General features: G+C 31.5%; 20 protein-coding genes. 17 read left to right on the top strand and 3 right to left on the bottom strand.

Features of this window, described 5'->3' with window-relative positions:
• Positions 1 to 134: 134 nt before the first annotated feature.
• Positions 135 to 497, bottom strand: coding sequence for a helix-turn-helix domain-containing protein (locus LGK97_RS14945; RefSeq protein WP_226260549.1), 363 nt, complete (start codon positions 495 to 497; stop codon positions 135 to 137).
• Positions 498 to 720: 223 nt separating this feature from the next.
• On the opposite strand from LGK97_RS14945, the gene LGK97_RS14940 reads away from it, so the two are divergent.
• From LGK97_RS14940 to LGK97_RS14910, 7 genes are all read left to right on the top strand, one after another.
• On the top strand, positions 721 to 1,644 hold the full coding sequence (locus LGK97_RS14940; protein ID WP_226260548.1) for a DnaD domain-containing protein: 924 nt from the start codon (positions 721 to 723) through the stop codon (positions 1,642 to 1,644).
• Positions 1,645 to 1,718: 74 nt separating this feature from the next.
• Positions 1,719 to 2,252, top strand: coding sequence for a sigma-70 family RNA polymerase sigma factor (locus LGK97_RS14935; RefSeq protein ID WP_413228443.1), 534 nt, complete (start codon positions 1,719 to 1,721; stop codon positions 2,250 to 2,252).
• Between the two features lie 77 nt (positions 2,253 to 2,329).
• Positions 2,330 to 2,488: a hypothetical protein gene (locus tag LGK97_RS14930; RefSeq protein ID WP_226260546.1), complete on the top strand. Its 159-nt coding sequence runs from the start codon at positions 2,330 to 2,332 to the stop codon at positions 2,486 to 2,488.
• Positions 2,489 to 2,490: 2 nt separating this feature from the next.
• Positions 2,491 to 3,348, top strand: a complete 858-nt coding sequence (locus tag LGK97_RS14925; protein ID WP_226260545.1) for an SDR family oxidoreductase — start codon at positions 2,491 to 2,493, stop codon at positions 3,346 to 3,348.
• A 93-nt stretch (positions 3,349 to 3,441) separates the two neighbouring features.
• Positions 3,442 to 3,621 (top strand): YvrJ family protein, encoded by a 180-nt coding sequence (locus LGK97_RS14920; RefSeq protein WP_413228442.1) that lies wholly within the window; start codon positions 3,442 to 3,444, stop codon positions 3,619 to 3,621.
• Between the two features lie 107 nt (positions 3,622 to 3,728).
• Complete coding sequence (locus LGK97_RS14915; RefSeq protein WP_226260544.1) at positions 3,729 to 3,950, top strand: DUF1659 domain-containing protein; 222 nt, start codon at positions 3,729 to 3,731, stop codon at positions 3,948 to 3,950.
• A 46-nt stretch (positions 3,951 to 3,996) separates the two neighbouring features.
• Positions 3,997 to 4,233 (top strand): DUF2922 domain-containing protein, encoded by a 237-nt coding sequence (locus tag LGK97_RS14910; protein ID WP_226260543.1) that lies wholly within the window; start codon positions 3,997 to 3,999, stop codon positions 4,231 to 4,233.
• A 106-nt stretch (positions 4,234 to 4,339) separates the two neighbouring features.
• On the opposite strand, the gene LGK97_RS14905 is transcribed toward LGK97_RS14910, so the two are convergent.
• Positions 4,340 to 6,091 carry a M56 family metallopeptidase gene (locus LGK97_RS14905; protein ID WP_226260542.1) on the bottom strand — a complete coding sequence of 584 codons (1,752 nt, stop codon included), beginning with the start codon at positions 6,089 to 6,091 and terminating at the stop codon, positions 4,340 to 4,342.
• A 5-nt stretch (positions 6,092 to 6,096) separates the two neighbouring features.
• Positions 6,097 to 6,480, bottom strand: coding sequence for a BlaI/MecI/CopY family transcriptional regulator (locus tag LGK97_RS14900; protein ID WP_226260541.1), 384 nt, complete (start codon positions 6,478 to 6,480; stop codon positions 6,097 to 6,099).
• A 411-nt stretch (positions 6,481 to 6,891) separates the two neighbouring features.
• Between LGK97_RS14900 and LGK97_RS14895 the strand changes: the two genes are divergently transcribed.
• From LGK97_RS14895 to LGK97_RS14850, 10 genes are all read left to right on the top strand, one after another.
• Complete coding sequence (locus LGK97_RS14895) at positions 6,892 to 7,485, top strand: helix-turn-helix domain-containing protein (RefSeq protein ID WP_226260540.1); 594 nt, start codon at positions 6,892 to 6,894, stop codon at positions 7,483 to 7,485.
• An 18-nt stretch (positions 7,486 to 7,503) separates the two neighbouring features.
• On the top strand, positions 7,504 to 9,024 hold the full coding sequence (locus LGK97_RS14890; protein WP_226260539.1) for a type I restriction-modification system subunit M: 1,521 nt from the start codon (positions 7,504 to 7,506) through the stop codon (positions 9,022 to 9,024).
• The gene (locus LGK97_RS14885) at positions 9,014 to 10,093 is read left to right on the top strand and encodes a PDDEXK nuclease domain-containing protein (protein ID WP_226260538.1); all 1,080 of its coding nucleotides are present in this window, start codon (positions 9,014 to 9,016) and stop codon (positions 10,091 to 10,093) included. The genes LGK97_RS14890 and LGK97_RS14885 overlap by 11 nt, the downstream gene beginning before the upstream one ends.
• The gene (locus LGK97_RS14880; RefSeq protein ID WP_226260537.1) at positions 10,083 to 11,312 is read left to right on the top strand and encodes a restriction endonuclease subunit S; all 1,230 of its coding nucleotides are present in this window, start codon (positions 10,083 to 10,085) and stop codon (positions 11,310 to 11,312) included. The genes LGK97_RS14885 and LGK97_RS14880 overlap by 11 nt, the downstream gene beginning before the upstream one ends.
• 56 nt (positions 11,313 to 11,368) lie before the next feature.
• Positions 11,369 to 12,961, top strand: coding sequence for an SIR2 family protein (locus tag LGK97_RS14875; protein WP_226260536.1), 1,593 nt, complete (start codon positions 11,369 to 11,371; stop codon positions 12,959 to 12,961).
• Between the two features lie 224 nt (positions 12,962 to 13,185).
• Positions 13,186 to 16,437, top strand: coding sequence for a type I restriction endonuclease subunit R (locus LGK97_RS14870; protein ID WP_226260535.1), 3,252 nt, complete (start codon positions 13,186 to 13,188; stop codon positions 16,435 to 16,437).
• Positions 16,438 to 16,457: 20 nt separating this feature from the next.
• Positions 16,458 to 16,679, top strand: a complete 222-nt coding sequence (locus tag LGK97_RS14865) for a YdbC family protein (RefSeq protein WP_226260534.1) — start codon at positions 16,458 to 16,460, stop codon at positions 16,677 to 16,679.
• Positions 16,680 to 16,981: 302 nt separating this feature from the next.
• Positions 16,982 to 18,277: a ComEC/Rec2 family competence protein gene (locus LGK97_RS14860; protein WP_226260533.1), complete on the top strand. Its 1,296-nt coding sequence runs from the start codon at positions 16,982 to 16,984 to the stop codon at positions 18,275 to 18,277.
• 189 nt (positions 18,278 to 18,466) lie between these two features.
• Positions 18,467 to 18,583 (top strand): transposase, encoded by a 117-nt coding sequence (locus tag LGK97_RS14855; protein ID WP_226260583.1) that lies wholly within the window; start codon positions 18,467 to 18,469, stop codon positions 18,581 to 18,583.
• Between the two features lie 9 nt (positions 18,584 to 18,592).
• The coding region (locus LGK97_RS14850) for a helix-turn-helix domain-containing protein (protein ID WP_226260582.1) at positions 18,593 to 18,680 on the top strand (88 nt) is incomplete at its 3' end.

Here is an 18,680-nt window from a genome sequence, read left to right as displayed (position 1 = left end):
AATTGTAAAAAATAATATAAACAATAAACTATTTAATGCACAATAGTTTATTGGAGAAAAGTTATATATAAATTCAAATAGCGCCATATGTTATTTTTAACATATGGCGCTAAATTTATTTAGATGTATTAATTTTATTTATCTTTAGACTCCCATTTAAAACCAGCCTTTTTTAGAGTTTCTAGTATTTCTAAGACTTGCTCATGAGTAAGACCATCAGGGTAAATACTTTTATCTATTTCAATCTTAATGTCATTATTGCCTACATTATCTTGTACTATTATTCCCATTCTGTTATCGGTTCTGCCAAGGAGGTAATCTGTAGAGCATTGTAAGTAATCAGCTATTTGCTTAACAAAATCAACTTTAGGTTCCCGTAAATTATTTTCATAGCGGCTTAAAGTTGCCTTTGTAGTTTTCAAATCTTCAGCCATTCTTTCTAATGTAATCTGCTTTCTGTTTCTTTCACTCTTTAATCGATCACCGAATGTTACCAAATGTATCACCTCCATAGTAAATATTATACAAGAAATATAAGATATTAGAATTAAGGTTACCAAAGATATAAAAATTATTCGATAATCTATTGACTTGTTACCAAAATGATAATATAATTAGTTACCATATGGATAATATTGTCTTTGCAAGGTGCAAAAAAGCATAATCATTAAGTTCTATATAGATTCAATAATTCTAGTGGTAGAAGGGAGGAATTTAACAATGGCTAAATATAGACAGCTGTATACTGAGTTCTGGAATGATGGATTTGTAATGGATTTAACACCGGAAGAAAAGTTTTTCTATCTTTATTTAATGACTAATTCAAAAACCAGCCAGTGTGGCATTTATGAACTTCCAAAACAAATAGTAGTTACAGAAACAGGATATAATAGGGAAACTGTAGACAAGCTTCTTAGTAGATTCTGTGAATACAATAAAATAATTTACTGTGATGAAACAAAAGAAATTATGATTTTAAACTGGATAAAATATAATGAGCCAAACAATATCAATGCAATTAAATGCGTAAATAAAGAAATAAATAAAGTAAAAAACTCAAAGTTTATAGAAATACTTTATCAGCAATGTGTTAGGCAAGAGCTTGAGGTTGATAAAATATTTGAGGGACTTTGTAGGGACTTGCAAGGGGCTTATAATGGGCTATCAAGTAATAAAGTAATAAGTAATAAAGAAGAAATAATAAGTAACAAGCAAAAAGAAATAATTAATAAAGAAGAAGTAGTAAGTACTAAAAATACTTCTGCTTCTGATCTTGAAAGCGTAATTAAGGTTTTTGAAAATAATATTCATACAATGACATCCCTAGAATATAAAAAATTAATGGAATTTACTAAGGAGGTAAGCTGCGAAGTTATTATTATGGCAATTGAAGAAGCAGTAAATTATAATGCCAGAACTATTAAGTATATAGCTAAAATATTGAACTGCTGGATAAGCAGAGGTATAAAAACTGCAGATGGTGTACATGCATGCCGTAAGGAATGGGATAATAAAAAAAGCTCATCTCAAAGTGAAAATAGAAAAAAGAGTACTTTCTGTGATTATGAACAAAGGCAATATGACTTTGATGAGCTTGAGAAGAAGCTATTAGGGTGGAGCCTTCCGCAGCAGGGGGGGAGTTAATTACGTCTCATCAAAAATGGATTTAATTATTATCATAAGAAGTAATTTATTGAATAGAAAGGGTGGGGTATATCATAGAAGAGCTAGTTAGAAAAGCTAAAACTGGAGATGAAGAGGCTGTAGTTGAGATTATAAATAAGTTCAAATACTTAATTTTAAAAGAAGCTTCAAAATACCATATACCAAGCTATGAACTTGAGGACCTGGTGCAGCAAGGGTATCTTTCTGTAATAAAAGCCATTGGTATGTACAAGCAAGGTAGCAACAGTTTTAATGGATACTGCATAAATTCTATTAAAACTAATTTTAAAGCTCTCTTAAAGGGAAAGATAAAACACTATAGAGAGGTTCCAAATGAGGAACCTATAAGCATAGATTCAGCAACGAATTATAATTTCACATTAGAGGACGAAGTTATAGCTTATGAAGAAGTTAAAAGGCTCTATGCTGCCTTAGAAAAATTAGATCCACTTGAGAGAAATGTGGTGGAGAGGTTCTACCTTCACGAAGAGAGTCTTAAGGAAATAGCTTGCGAGGGTGATCATAGTTATTATGATTATGTAAGGATTAAAAGCAAAGCTTTGGATAAACTTAAAAAATATATTTAATAAACATATTCAGTTCAGTTTATCTAAATAGTAGTTTACTAGCGTTGAGCTAAATGATTTTAAGGAGGAAAAATCATATGAATAAATTAGTCATGAGATTTTTAACATCTGTGGAAGCTACTTATAACGAGTATTTTAGAGCTATAGAGATACTTGAAAAAAGAATGGGGGATCAGGAATTTAAATTGTTTATTCAATTGCTGAAAAAATCAAATAAAATATTAAGTGAGGAGTAATAATGATGAAGGTATTAGTCACTGGTGCGTCAGGTAATGTGGGAAGTTATGTAGTAAAGGAATTGTTGAAACTTAATGAGCAAGTAAAGGCAGCAGGCACAAACATTCAGAAGATTGGTGAGCAATTTGGAGACCAGGTTGAATCAGTATATTTTGATTTTAAAGACAAGACTACTTTTGACAAAGCTTTGGATGATGTAGATAGGGTGTTCATTATGAGACCACCTCACCTTGGAAAACCAGAGGATCTATATCTATTCATTGATGAAGTTAAAGCTCATAATGTTAAACTAGTGTCATTTCTTTCTTTAATGGGCGTTGAAAATAATACAATACCTCCTCACCATAAGATTGAAAAATATATCGAAAAACTAGAAATTCCTTATGCTCATGTTCGTCCAGGATTCTTCATGCAGAATTTATCTGGAGTTCATTCTACTGAGATCAGAGAAAACAACGAGATTTTTATTCCAGCGGGAAAAAGTAAAACCAGCTTTATAGATGCGGCTGACATAGGACTTGCAACAGCTATTTTGCTTCATGAGCCGGAAAAATACAAAAATACTGCTCATACAATAACTGGACCAGAGGCCTTGGATTATTTTCAAGTAGCAGAAATCCTAAGTAAAATGACTGGTAGAAAAATTACGTATGTACGACCTGGATATTTAAAATACAGAAGTTATTACATTAAAAAAAGAGGCCTTGATAAAACATATGTAAACGTAACAGTTGCTCTATATTTTATGACAAGAATGGGAACAGCAAAAGAAGTCACAAATTGTTTTTATAAGCTAACAGGTAGAAAACCTCGTACATTTGAAGAATTTGCAGAGGATAACTTGAAATTCTTTGCTTAGCAAACTTAAAAAATATATTTAATAAACATATAGAAAACAATTTTTAAAAGCATATATATTATCTATAACGGTGAGGGAGGTGATGCTTCATGAATGCTTCATGTCTGCTTCATGTATGATGCATTGGTTCAACTGGTTAATACAGTTGGCTTCCCTATAGGTGTGAGTATATATCTTTTGGTTCGATTTGAGAAGAAAATTGAGAATCTCAATAAGTCTATCTCTGATCTAACATTAGTTATATCCGCTGTTATAGGAAAATCTGAAAAATAAGGGTTCCAATTTTGGAATTCTTATTTTTTTATTTTAAAAAAAACTGCAAAAACTTCTAGAAGAGCATATATATTGTGTGAAAAGAAAAAAGAAAGGAGTGATTTAGTATGGCGGTAGAATCTACAAAGGTAGCAAGTGCATTAAAACTTACTATGAAAGTAGGTGTTGATGAAAAAGGTAAGGATAAGGTTGCAACAAAAACACTAGGTAATCTAAGGGTTACTGCAGCGGACGAGGATATTTTCGCTGTTGGCGAAGCAATATCTAACATCAAAACATACCCAGTAGTTTCCATAGACAAAGAAGATCAGTACAGCTTATCCAAATAGTAGGGTGCCAGCTTTGAACTAAATAATTAAAAGGAGGAAAAATGATATGCATAAATTAGTTATGAGATTTTTAACATCTGTGGAAGGTAAGTATTTTACTTTAACTGTAGATGATATTAAAGCAGATGAAAATGGAGTAGCAACTATAACAGAAACAGAGGTTAATGCTCTTATGGATTTAGTAATTGCAAAGAATATTTTTGCATCAGTTAATGGTGATTTAACTGGCAAGAAAGATGCTAAGACAGTTTATACTGATAGTAATGAAGTTGAGGTAGCGTAGTAAAAGGATTCCACTAAGGTAAACTTGGTGGAATCCTTTTTTTTTATTTTAAGAAAGCATACTTTAATAGGTATCTTTACATACAATTCCATCGTCCATTAGTTTATTATTTTTGAATATTTTTTAATGCTGAGACCAGTGAATTTACACAAGCTTCAATATCACTGTCACTGGACATATTATTTCCAAGCTCAATAAGTGTTGAACTGTTAGATAAATCTTGGTTAAAATAAGCTAACCCAGTGTCATAAAATGATATATCTGATTTAACTTGATTTGAATTTTTAATATTTTCTAATAGACCGCCAACAAATTTTTTATTTGCTTCATAATGTGGATTCTTTTTAGCAAGTGTAAATAATATTTTTCTCGAGTCATGCTTGGTATTATCAGACAAATCTCGATGTATGTCTATTAAAATAGTATTTGAATAATCTTTTACATTTTTTATTATTAAGTCCCTTGTAGTCTGATATGATTTTATATATTCTGTAGGTGGGTAACATTTTATAAAATGGCTGTTTAAACCTTCTTTAAGTAGTTTATCATTGATTAAAGTACCTACATCCGTTACTTTTATTCCAGACGGGTAAGCTTCATCAGCATGACTATTGTAAATTACTATGGCAGATGAAAATGGTACTGTAGGGCTTGTGCTATCACTTGGCGATGTTTTCATAACAGGTGGTACCGTTTTGTTTGATGTGGTATTGACTATATTTTTAGTAATAGCTACTGGTGTTTCTACTTTAAATGTTGTAGCTTTATGAATACTTTTATCTAAGTTTACTTTTGAAGTGTTTATTGCAATCCCTAAGCCACCTATGATAAAGACAACGACAGTTCCTAATAATATACCTTTAATATTTATCTTCTTATATTTTAAAATCATAATAATTCTCCTTTTTATTTCTGAACTATTCATAACCATTAAGGTAGTCCCCACAAGCCTATTGCTATTGCCACCCAATTCCAGTACTCTTATGAGTGTATTTCCATATTGTACATTTTCACCTTCGTCTAAATAAGAAATCACTCGACTATCACAAGACAATTCGCAGTCCTGTTTCATTTTATGAAAGCCATAGAGCAAGATTGGATTAAACCAGTAAATCACCGACAATAAAGTTATAACCCAATTTATAAATATGTCCTTGTTCTTCAAATGGGTTAATTCATGCATTATAATATACTTAAATTCCTCAACACGAATATTAACTGCTACATTAACTGGAATTAATATCTTCGGTTTAATAAGACCACTTAAAGAAGCACTACTTATTTGCTCGGAATATGATAGATCTACCTCAGTTCTTATATTCATAGATTTCATAGAATTATAGAGAATTTCTTTATGTGTGCTGTGTATATCTTTTATAGAGACTTTAACAATTTCTCTAAGTTTTTTGTGACCTGCAATTAATATCCCTGTTAATAATACAACTCCAAACATCCATATAAAACAGAACACTTTTTCAATATTAACCTTGTTTTTTAAAGGTATGCTCATAGCGTTACTAATTACACTTTTATTTGATGGCTGAAAATCACTTGTTGATGTTAAACCGCCTAAAGCTGTATTTTCAAGTTGTATTGAAGAATTAATTTGTGTACTTTGTGTATTTTTACTTGTAATACTCTGTACATGAAAATTATCATATATATTAGAAATATTTAAAGGGGTTTGTGGTCCAAAAGGAATTATTAATTTTATGAGCAATATTAACCATACATAATAGTGATAGGTAGGGTTTAATTTATTTCTAAATAACCCTTTAACAATTAATGTCATTAGTACAATTACGCTACCGGTTAAAGATGAAAGTATAATCATCTCAAAAATATTTATAAAATACACATGCATCAACCTTTCGTTTTATTTGATTGATTTATTATGCTTTTTAATTCTTCTATATCCGATTCAGATATTTCTTTTGATTCAACAAAGGTTAATAGCATGGATTTAATAGAACCATTGAATACCTTATTAATAAAGGATTGACTTTCTAATCTTATACATTCATCTTCTGATACCAAAGGAAAATATAAATATTCATTACCTAATTTATTAAAACCAATTGCATTTTTATTTAATAATCTGTTAATTAGACTTTTAACTGTAGCTGATTTCCACTGGGCTTTATCTTTTAGTTCTCGTATAATATTAACTGATGTAATTTGAGAATAATTCCATATTATTTTCATAACTTCCCATTCAGCATTTGATATTTTAGGAACTTCATACATTATTATTCCACCTCCATTCCGATTACAATTGTAATTCCTAATTTTAGTTTACGCTGTTATTTGTAATATTATTACAATAATTTTTAAGACTATATTTATGATATTCTGATTAAAATTGATGTTTTCATATTATAAAAAGGGATAGCAAACATAAGTTATCCACCATATTTCCAGTTTGTAATCACCTCGGAGGTGCTTCAAGGAATTGGAATGTAATGAAGATTTCTTGTTGCTATTGAAAATTTGCAGGATAAGTTAGCTAATATTCAAGGTGAAATAAATAGATACTTTAATCATATATAGAAAAGGTTCATTATTGAAAAGAATTTATAATTATTATTGACTCTGACAATAAATAAGAGTAATATAGAAATTGACTAAGACAATAAAACGTAACAAGGAGGTGAATACTTGATAGGACTAGAATATATACTGAGTCTTTATAATTTGCAGCATGTAGAACTTGCAGAAAAGTTAGGCATAAAGAAACAAAATATCAACATGTGGGTAAAGCAAAAACAAAACATTCCTAAAAAGTATCTCCCTGTACTAGAAAAACTATTTGCAGTAGAGAGCAATTACTTTAGTAGAGAAATTACTGAAATAGATAAGCTTGAAATCCAGAAAGAAAAATTAAAAAAAGAATTAAAACCCTTGATAAAGAAGTATGAGCAGCAATTTGCAATAGGTGAAATTAATGACATAGTTGAAAAAAGCATTTACGACAAAGAAGAAATTAACACTATTGAAAGAGATATTGAGAAAGCTAAGCTAGTATCAAGATTTAAAGAAGCCTTAGATGTAGTAGACAAAAATCCATACTTGGATACTTATAAACTCATTGTAGAACTAATGGAAAAGCAGCAACATGAAGTAGTTCTTCATAAGACAATAGAGGCATTAGCACATTACTATGAAGTATTGCCGGATTGGGTTAATAGCCAAATGGAACAAGAAGGATTTGAAAGAGAGATTTTTGAGGTTTTTGATGATCATAATTACTAAAAAACGGAGGTATAATTAATGGCGACTACAGGAAACATAGGATTTGAAGAAACACTTTGGAAAGCAGCAGATAAACTTAGAAGTAATATGGATGCAAGTGAGTACAAACACGTGGTACTTGGACTTATCTTCTTAAAATATATTTCAGATAAATTTGAAACTAAGTACAACGCTCTTATGGAAGAGGGAGAAGGGTTTGAAGAGGACCGTGATGAATATGAATCAGAAAATATCTTCTGGGTGCCAAAAGAAGCTAGATGGACATTTATTATGGATAATGCCAAAGATACTAAAATTGGACAATATATTGATGATGCCATGATATTAATTGAAAAAGAAAATACAACACTTAAAGGTGTTTTAGATAAACGTTATGCAAGACCAGAAATTGATAAAAGAAGATTAGGGGAACTTATAGACTTAATCTCAACAATTAAACTTCATTCAAGTGAAGAAAAAGATTTGCTTGGGAGAGTATATGAGTACTTCTTAGGTCAATTTGCCAGTGTAGAGGGTAAAGGTGGCGGTGAATTCTACACGCCAACAAGTATTGTTAAAACCTTAGTTGACATGATTGAGCCTTATCAAGGCAGAGTTTATGACCCTTGCTGTGGTTCGGGTGGTATGTTTGTTCAAAGTGAAAAGTTTGTTTATGACCATCAGGGCAAAGTAGAGAATCTTTCTATATATGGTCAGGAAATGAACTCTACAACTTGGAAGCTTTGTAAAATGAACCTTGCTATCAGAGGACTTGATGCAAACATTGGTGCTCATCACGATGATACATTTCATAACGATATGCATAAATCACTAAAAGCTGATTTTATTTTAGCAAACCCGCCATTTAACATTAGTGATTGGGGTGGAGATAAGCTAACTGAAGATGTAAGATGGAAATTTGGTATTCCACCAGTAGGCAATGCAAACTATGCTTGGCTTCAACATATGGTATATCACTTGGCACCAAATGGAACGGCAGGTATAGTTCTTGCAAATGGATCATTAAGCTCAAACACATCAAATGAGGGTGAAATCAGAAAGAATTTGCTAGAGGGTGATATGGTTGATGCCATTGTTGCACTACCGGATAAACTGTTTTACTCAACAGGTATACCAGTATCTCTTTGGATTCTTAATCGTAATAAAGAGAACAATCCAAAGTTTAGAAATAGAAAACATGAAGTGTTATTTATTGATGCAAGAGCGTTAGGGGAAATGATTGATAGACGCCATAAAGAATTAAAAGATGAGGATGTTAGTAAAATTTCAGAAGTTTATCATGCATGGAGGAACTTAGATGGTAATTATGAAGATGTAAAAGGATTCTGTAATTCAGCGAACATAGAAAAAATAAGAGAACATGAATATGTGCTTACACCTGGTCGTTATGTTGGTATAGAAGATGTAGAAGAGGATGGTATTCCTTTTGAAGAAAAGATGGAGAATATGACTGCAGAGCTGGCAGAGTTATTTGCTAAATCACGTCACCTTGAAGATGAGATTAGGAAGAATCTTGGAGGCATTGGATATGATTTCTGATAACAAAGATATGATAAATAACAATTTCTATGAAAGTGTTAAAAATATATTAGAGGAAGCAAGGACAAACGCATATTCTTCTATAAACTCACATATGGTTAAGGCCTATTGGAATATTGGACGAATGATAGTAGAAGATCAATCAGGAACAGATAGAGCAGAGTATGGCGAATATATATTAAAAGAAATGTCAAAAAAATTAACAAAGGATTATGGCAAGGGTTTTGGTTATAGTAACTTGACGAGAATGAGGAAGTTATATCTGTCTTTTAAGAATATTGACGCACTGCGTCAACAATTAAGTTGGACACATTATAGACTACTTATGAAAGTAGAGGAATTAGCGAAAAGAGATTTTTATATAGATGAGTGTATTAAAAGTAACTGGAGCACAAGGCAATTAGAAAGACAAATTAATTCTTTTTATTATGAACGACTTTTATCAACTCAAGAGGAAAATAAAAATGAAGTTAGAAATGAAATAACGAAGCTAGAACCTTCTAAACATATAAATGAAATGGTTAAAGATCCTTACATATTAGAATTTTTAAATTTAAAAGAAAATAAAAAGTTTCTAGAAAGAGATTTAGAGCAAGGATTAATAGATAATCTTCAAGAGTTTCTGCTAGAACTAGGAAAGGGATTTTCATTTGTAGGAAGACAAAGAAGAATATCAGCAGAAGGTGAGCATTTTTATGTAGATTTAGTTTTCTATAACTATTTACTTAAATGTTTTGTTTTAATAGATTTGAAACTAGGAAAACTAAAACATCAAGATATAGGGCAAATGGATTTTTATGTTAGATACTATGAGAAGGAAGTAAAGGGCGATGATGATAATCCAACTATAGGTATTATATTATGCTCTGAAAAGAATGAGACTATAGTGAAATATTCTATTCTGGAAGAAAACAAACAAATATTTGCTTCAAAGTACATGCTTTATATGCCTACAGAAGAGGAGTTAAAGAGGGAGATAAATCGGGATAGAGAGATATTTGAGATTGAGGAGAGGATGAATGAGGATGAGGTTGTGGAGAATCTAGGGGGGATTGGGTATGAGTTTTAACCAAATTATAAAATTGGAAGAAGTTGCGGTTTATTCTAGTAGTAAAATAGTAGTTAAAAATGTTGATGAAGACAATTATATATCTACGGAAAATCTGATTCCGAATTATGGAGGAAAGACAGTATCAAGTGGACTTCCAAACGTAAATAGCGTGACTGAGTATAGAGTTGATGATGTTTTAATTTCTAATATTCGTCCTTACTTCAAAAAAATTTGGAGAGCTGGATACAAAGGAGGGGCATCTAATGATGTACTGGTAGTAAGCCCAAAACCCAATATTCTACCAAAATTTTTATACTATTCTCTAGCGAATGATAAGTTTTTTGATTATGTTATGTCTGGTGCTAAAGGTACAAAGATGCCTAGAGGTGATAAGAGCCACATTATGGGATATCAGTTTAATCTGCCTTCAGTTAATGAGCAAGAGTACATCGCCCACATCCTCTCAACCCTAGACGAAAAAATCGAAGTCAACAACCAAATTAACAAAACCCTAGAAAACATGGCACAAGCAATTTTCAAGCAGTGGTTTGTAGATTTTGAATTCCCAAATGTGGATGGAGAACCTTATAAGTCTAGTGGTGGAGAAATGGTTGAAAGTGAACTTGGGGTGATTCCTAAGGGGTGGGAAGTGAAAGAGATTTCAAATCTTATTAGTGTTAAGGATGGAACTCATGATTCACCAAAAGCAAAAAATGAAGGATATCACTTAATAACTTCAAAGCATTTAAAAGAAAATATAATTGATTTTAATTCTGCTAATCTAATTAGTGATTTGGACTATGAAAATATAAACAAGAGAAGTAAAGTGGACAGATACGATATTCTTATTACCATGATAGGTACAGTAGGGAATATTTACTTGGTACAGAACGAAAAAATAAATTTTGCTATTAAAAATATCGGGTTATTTAAAACTTCTGAAAACACAGAACTGTATGAGTATTTATATATATATTTAAAAAGTGAAAGAATAACTCAATATATTAATGAAAGATTAGCAGGAAGTACACAAAAGTATGTAAGTTTGACTGAATTGAGAAAAATTCCTGTTTTGGTTTGTAGTTCTACAATTCTAAAAAAATATAAAAGAATTAGCCATGATATTTTTGATAGTATATATAATAATTCTAAAGAAACAAAAAAAATGGAGTTATTAAGGGACACTCTCCTCCCAAAACTAATGTCAGGTGAAATAAGAGTGCCAATGGATATTTAACACTTATAATAATAGCATTTTGTTATAATATATACTGTAAAATCTCATATAAAGAGGTGATTAGCATAGAAAAACTAAAGGATACATTTAAAGGCTTTAATAAAGCGCCAGTTCTATTTATTGGAGCTGGTCTTTCAAGAAGGTATTTAGAACTGGGAAATTGGGAAACACTACTCCGCGAGATGTCAAAGCTGATTAAGGATAATGAATTAGCTTATGAGATGTATAGTAGAAAAGCTAAGAATGAGGGGTTTAAAGTTGGTGAGTTCCAAAAGATAGCAGAATTAATAGAAAATGATATTTCAGATGCTTGGTTTGAAGACACTAAGTTTGAAGCTAGTAGAGAAGAGTATAAGGAGCTAGCAATTGAGGGTGTATCACCCTTGAAAATAGAAATTGCCAAGTACATTAAAGAAAATTCATTACGTACTCAAGAGGAATATAAGCATGAAATTGAGCTATTTCGGAAACTGGGTAAAAAGAGTATAGCTGCAGTTATTACAACTAATTATGATACTTTTATTGAAGATAATCTGAAAAATTATATAAAATATGTAGGCCAAGAAGAGCTGATTTTTTCAAATATACAGGGAGTAGGGGAAATATATAAAATTCACGGTTGTTGCACTGCTCCAGACTCAATTGTAATTAATGAAAAAGATTATATAGAATTTGAAGAAAAGAACGCCTATTTAGCGGCTAAAATACTTACTATATTTTTAGAGCATCCTATTATATTTTTAGGCTATTCCTTAGCCGATAAAAATATTCAAAGTATTTTAAAAGCAATAGTGAAATGTCTATCCAAAGAAAAATTAGAAACTTTTAAGAAAAGACTTATATTTGTTGAATGGAATAATACAGAGGAAAAAGATGAAATTTCAGGTCACAGTATTTTTTTTGATGGTGAAAAATCACTTGAAATGACAAAGGTATATCTAAAGGACTATTCAAACCTATATGATGAGTTATTAAATAACAAGTTTAAGTATAACACTACTGTACTAAGAAGACTTAAAGAAGAAATTTATGAACTAGTTGTTAGTAATGAACCTTCCACTAAAATGAGGGTGGTTGGAATAGAAGATGATGAAAACCTTGATAATATTGAGTTCGTCGTGGGTGTAGGTGTAATGTCTGATTTTGGGAAGACAGGATATTCAGGTTTAAAGGTAGAAGAAATATTCCAAGATATTTTATTTGATAAAGGCGAGTATGATGCTAATTTAATAGTAATGAAGAGTATTCCAATATTATTAAAGCATAACGCTGGAAGTGTTCCAATATATAAGTACATTTCAAAAGCAACTGTTAGTATTCCGCTAGATGTAAAAAATGCAATTAAATCTAATTATGACGATTTATTATCTAGAACTATTCGAAACCATAAAAAAAGATGTGACTTTAAAGATAAGACTATAAAAGATGTTGTTGGAAATAATTCAATGAGTAAAAGCTTGTCAATTATTCCACTTATACCTGAGGCGAATATTGTTCTTAAAGATCTTGAAGAGTTTTTAAGAAGTGTTTACACTGACAATCCAGATATTTTTTTGAATGGCCAACCATCCGATAAAACCAACTTTAGAAGGTTAATAAAGATTTATGATTGGTTAGAGTATCACAAAAAAAAGAATCCTACTACTTAGTAAGGAGAAAATCACTCACCAAATAATTAAGATTCTTACAATTACGAAATAATGTGAATTGACGAATAGCAAGGAGCAAATCACTCGCCTCGTATAAACATTATATTATTAATATATGATACTATATCTAAATTATACACGAAAACATGTATTCAGGCAATATAAATTTTGTTTCAATAAAGTAAAAATGATACTTAACAATGCATGATAAAGGGGGCTAAATTATGAGTTTAACTGAAAACTTTACCGAAGATCTACTAGAAGAAGCAGCTATAGAAATTATACAAGAACTAGGCTATGAGTATGCTTTTGGACCTGATATATCACATGGGGGTGATAATCAGCAGAGAAAAGATTACCGTGAAGTGATTTTAGAAAACTCTGTGAAGGATGCTTTATTTAAGATTAATAGAGATCTACCAGCAGAAGCATTGGAAGAGGCCTATCGTCAGATCATAACATTTAACAGTCCAATGCTAGAAGAAAACAATCGTTATTTTCACAAACTATTGGTTGAAGGTATTGAGGTTTCTTTTAAAGAAAAAGGAGACATAAGAACCAAAAGGGCCTATATTGTTGATTTTAATAATATTAATAATAATGAGTTTTTAGTGGTGAATCAATTCACTATAATTGAAAATGAAGAACGAAGACCAGATTTAATTATTTTTGTAAATGGTATTCCACTTATTTTAATAGAACTTAAATCAGCTAGTGACGAAAATGTAGGCATTGAAAGTGCTTATAATCAGATTCAAACTTATAAGAAGGATATTCCATCACTATTTAACTACAATGCCTTTTGTATTTTATCAGATGGAATCAATGCTAAAGTTGGTACAATGACTTCTAATGAGGAACGTTTTATGAACTGGAGAACGGTGGATGGCATTAATATAGAACCTTTATCAAATCCACAATACGAAGTGCTTTTCACAGGTATGCTTGCTAAAGAGCGTGTGCTTGATATTATAGAAAACTTTATTCTTTTTCAAGAATCCAAAGAAGATGACAAAGATATAAACGGTAAAAAGTTAGGTGATAAAAAGTCAATTATAAAGATATTATCTGCATATCATCAATACTTTGCAGTTAAAAAAGCTGTAGAAAAAACAAAAGAAGCAACTCGAGAAGAGGGAGATAGAAAAATCGGTGTTATTTGGCATACCCAAGGATCGGGGAAGAGTTTTTCAATGGTATTCTATACTGCTGGCCTAGTAAGGGAACTCAATAACCCTACAATTCTTGTTATTACGGATAGAAATGATTTGGATGATCAATTATTTTCTACCTTTGCAAAATCTCAGGACATGCTAAGGCAAACACCAAAGCAGGCGGATGTTCGCAAACTAACAGATAATCAAAAGTTAATGCAAGTAGGCAATAACTCTCTTGAAGTCAATGGCTTATACGATTTATTAAACGATAGAGAATCTGGTGGCATCATATTTACAACTATTCAAAAGTTCAAACCTGAAAATGGTGAAATGCCTGTGCTTACTAATCGTAAAAATGTGATTATTATTGCAGATGAAGCACATAGAAGTCAGTATGGATTAGAAGCTAAAACAGATCTTAAAACTGGTGAAGTAAAGTATGGGTATGCTAAATACTTAAGAGATGCATTACCAAATGCTTCATTTATAGGATTTACAGGTACACCAATAGACCTTGAAGATAAATCAACAACTGCTGTTTTTGGGAACTGTATTGATACTTATGATATGACAAGAGCCGTTGAAGATGAAGCAACGGTTAGAATTTACTATGAAAATAGAATTATTAAACTTGATGTGGATAACGATGAGCTAGTTAAAATTGATGATGAATTTGAAGAGATAACAGAAGGCCAGGAAGACAATGAAAAAGATAAAAATAAAGCAGTATGGTCAAGGTTTGAAGCAGTTGTAGGTTCTCCTAATAGAGTTAAGAAACTAGCAGGGGACATTATTAATCATTATGAAGAAAAATCAAAAACTATTGATGGTAAGGCCATGGTTGTTTGTATGAGCAGACGTATATGTGCTGATTTATATGATGAAATCATTAAGATAAGGCCAGACTGGCACAGCGATGATGTGAATAAAGGGAAAATCAAAGTTGTTATGACTGGTAGTGCTGCAGATAATGAAAAGCTGCAGAAACACCTTGGAGGCAAACAGCGTAGAGACACTCTTTCCAAACGTATGAAAGACAATAATGATGAACTAAAGATTGTACTTGTACGTGATATGTGGTTGACAGGATTTGATGTGCCATCAATGCATACAATGTATATAGACAAGCCAATGAAAGGTCATAATTTAATGCAAGCTATTGCTAGGGTTAATCGTGTATTTAAAGAAAAATCTGGTGGAGTGGTTGTTGATTATATTGGTATTTTAGAAAGCTTAAAAAATGCCTTGAATGAGTACACTAGTAGCGACAGGGACAATACAGGTATTGATACTAATGTTGCCATTGCAATTATGCTTGAAAAACTGGAGATATTAAAAGATATGATGCATGGGTTTGATTATTCAAAGTACATGGGAACATCACAAGTTCAGCGCATAAGAGCAATAGTTTCTGGAATGGATTTTGTGTTAGGTAAATCTGAACAAGATCAAAAGGAATTTAAAAGAGTTGCTGTTGAACTAGCCAAATCGCACTCACTTTGTGCAGCTTCTGATATGGGCAAATCAAAGGCTCTTGAAGTTAGTTATTTTAAAGCAGTTAAAGCAAGTCTTGCAAAGCTTAAAGAAAAAGAGCAAGTGGCACTATCTAAGAGAGAAATTGAAGCTAGACTTCATCAGATGCTGGAACGATCAATTATATCTGAAGAGGTAATTGATGTATTTGAGGCAATGGGTATTAAACGTCCTGAAATCTCGATTTTGTCAGAAGAGTTCTTAAATGAAGTTAGAGAAATGAAGCAAAAGAACTTGGCAGTGGAAATGCTAAAGAAATTGCTTGAGGGCAATATAAAAGCAATGGAAAAGAGGAACCTAGTTAAGTCAGAAAAGTTCTCTGAAAAGTTAAAAAAAGCTTTGAATAAATATAGAAACCAAGCTATTACCAATGCGGAAGTAATTGAGGAACTCATTAAGATGGCGCATGAAATTAAGAAGATGAAAGAGGATGAAGTAAGCCTTGGGCTCAGTGAAGATGAAATAGCATTTTATGATGCGCTTACAGCAGATGAAATAGTTAAAGAATTCATGGAAGATGAAACTTTGAAGATGATTGCTCATGAACTTACAGTTGCCATCAGAAAGAATATTACAATAGACTGGAGCATCAGAAAAAGTGCACAGGCTACCATGCGAAAGATAATTAAAAGACTCCTTAAGAAATATGATTATCCACCAGGACAAGCTCTTAAAGCTATGCAAGTGGTAATGAGACAAGCTGAGAAAATGTGTGGTTATGTTTATGAGGAAGAAGATTGGTGTGGGAATGTTGCAGAGGATGAAGGCGAGTTTAATATAGACTAATATGAAAGGGTGGTTTTATAATGGCAGAAATCAAGTTTGAAATAAAAGAAAACATAGGGGTGATTTCCGAGTCATCAAAGGGATGGACAAAGGAATTAAATCTTATGTCCTGGAATGATAAAGAACCGAAGTATGATATTAGAGAGTGGGATGCAGAACATAAGAAAATGGGTAAAGGTGTTACTTTATCTGTGGAGGAATTGAAGAAGCTTAAAGAAATACTTAATGGTATGGATTTATAATTGGGTTAGGGCACTAGGTATATTTGTAGCTAGTGCTTTGTTTTGCCTAAAAATATTAAATAAATTAATGCTCTGATGTAATACCAGGGCTTTTTTTATTTTGTACATTTAGTCGATACTTGCAACCGGTTTTCATGAAATATTTGTAGAAATATGGTATGATTAGAGATATAAAAGAAAAGGTGATATTAATATGAAGGGTAAAAAAATATTTTAAAGAAAATATTACTTCTTCAATTAAAAAGTTATATGAGGTAGTAGTAATTGATAAATTATAATATATTACGTGAGGAGAGAATAAAATGGAGAATAAATATAACAAGAAGTTTTATAAAAAAAGATGGACTTGGTTAATTGCTATTGCAATAATTATAGGAATTACTTCAAGTGGGTGCAGTAATAAAGATGCAAAGGTTGAAAGCAATGTTAAAGCTGTGGTTGTACCTACTGATACGGCTAATGCAGAAATACCAAAGGTAGAGGAAAATAAAGAAACTAAAAAAGAAAGTACTAATAATGAAACTATAGTAGTAGATACTTTAAAAACAGAAGTTAAGGGCGAACTAAAAGTACACTACATAGATGTAGGCCAAGCTGATAGCATTTTAATACAACAAGGCTCAATCTCTATGCTAATAGATGCTGGTAATAATGCAGATAGTGAGCTAGTTAAAAAATACATATCAGATCAGGGAATCACTAATTTAGATTTTTTAATTGGAACACATCCACATGAAGACCATATTGGAGGACTTGATTATGTAATAAATAGTTTTAAAGTAGGTAAGATCTATATGCCAAAGGCTACATCGACTACTAAAACTTTCCAAGATGTGGTAGTGGCAATTAAAAATAAGGGAATGAAAATTGCAGTACCAACTCCAGGAGGAACATTTAAGTTAGGAGAAGCTACATGCACTATATTAGCACCTAATGGAAATGGATACGAAGATGTTAATAACGAATCTATAGTTATTAAAGTAACATTTGGAAGTAATTCATTCTTGTTTACTGGAGATGCAGAGGATATATCTGAAAAAGAAATGTTATCAAAGGGATATGACCTTAAATCAGATGTACTTAAAATAGGACACCATGGGAGCGCTTCTTCAACTACACAAGGGTTTTTAGATGTGGTTAATCCCAAGTATGCAGTTGTAAGTGTTGGTAAGGATAATAGTTATGGACATCCTGTACAATCTACAATGGATAGGCTTAAAAATAAAAACATAACATTATATAGAACAGATGAAAATGGTACTATTGTTGCTACTAGTAATGGCAAAGATATATCATTCAACGTTAAACCTGCTAGTTATGCTGGTGCTAAAGTAAATTCAGCTGATAAAAAAACTACTACCACTAACAGCGCAAATATAAGTAGTGCTAAAGTAGTGACACCAGCACCTAAAGTAATTAAGGCGGTAACTACGAAACAAACTAGTAGCGCAGCAATGGTCTGGTTGTCAGCCACAGGCACTAAGTATCACTCTATAAATAACTGTGGTAAGATGAATCCAAATAATGCTAGGCAAGTTACTTTAGAAGAGGCTAAAAAGAGTTATAGTCCATGCAGCAAATGTGGACCTCCACAATAGGAATAATAATATAAAGGGTTATTTGAATTATTGCATGTTACAAAACTTTTATGCATATTTCAAATAGCCCTTTTATTTTTATACATTTAACAGAATGGGCGAAATTTTCCCATCCTCTTAGGTGGGAGATGGATAGCCCTTATTATTTTAGGTTAGATACCTAAAATAATAACTCTTTGACAAGTTACTATTAGTGATGTATTATGTAATCAGTATTTTTGGAGTAGAAATTATTACCTTATAACAACAGGTGGTGTTCCTATAGATATAGTTAGAAAGTATATCAAAAATCAAGGAATGAAATGAGGTGAAAAAATGCTAAAGGCATATAAATTCAGACTATATCCAAACCAAGAACAAAGAATATATTTAGCTAAAACTTTTGGATGCACTAGGTTTGTAT

The organism is Clostridium sp. CS001 (genome assembly GCF_020443565.1).
Classification (GTDB): Bacteria; Bacillota; Clostridia; order Clostridiales; family Clostridiaceae; genus Clostridium_AD.
Note: the sequence above shows the minus strand (reverse complement) of the source record. Positions and strands in the feature narration are given on the sequence as shown.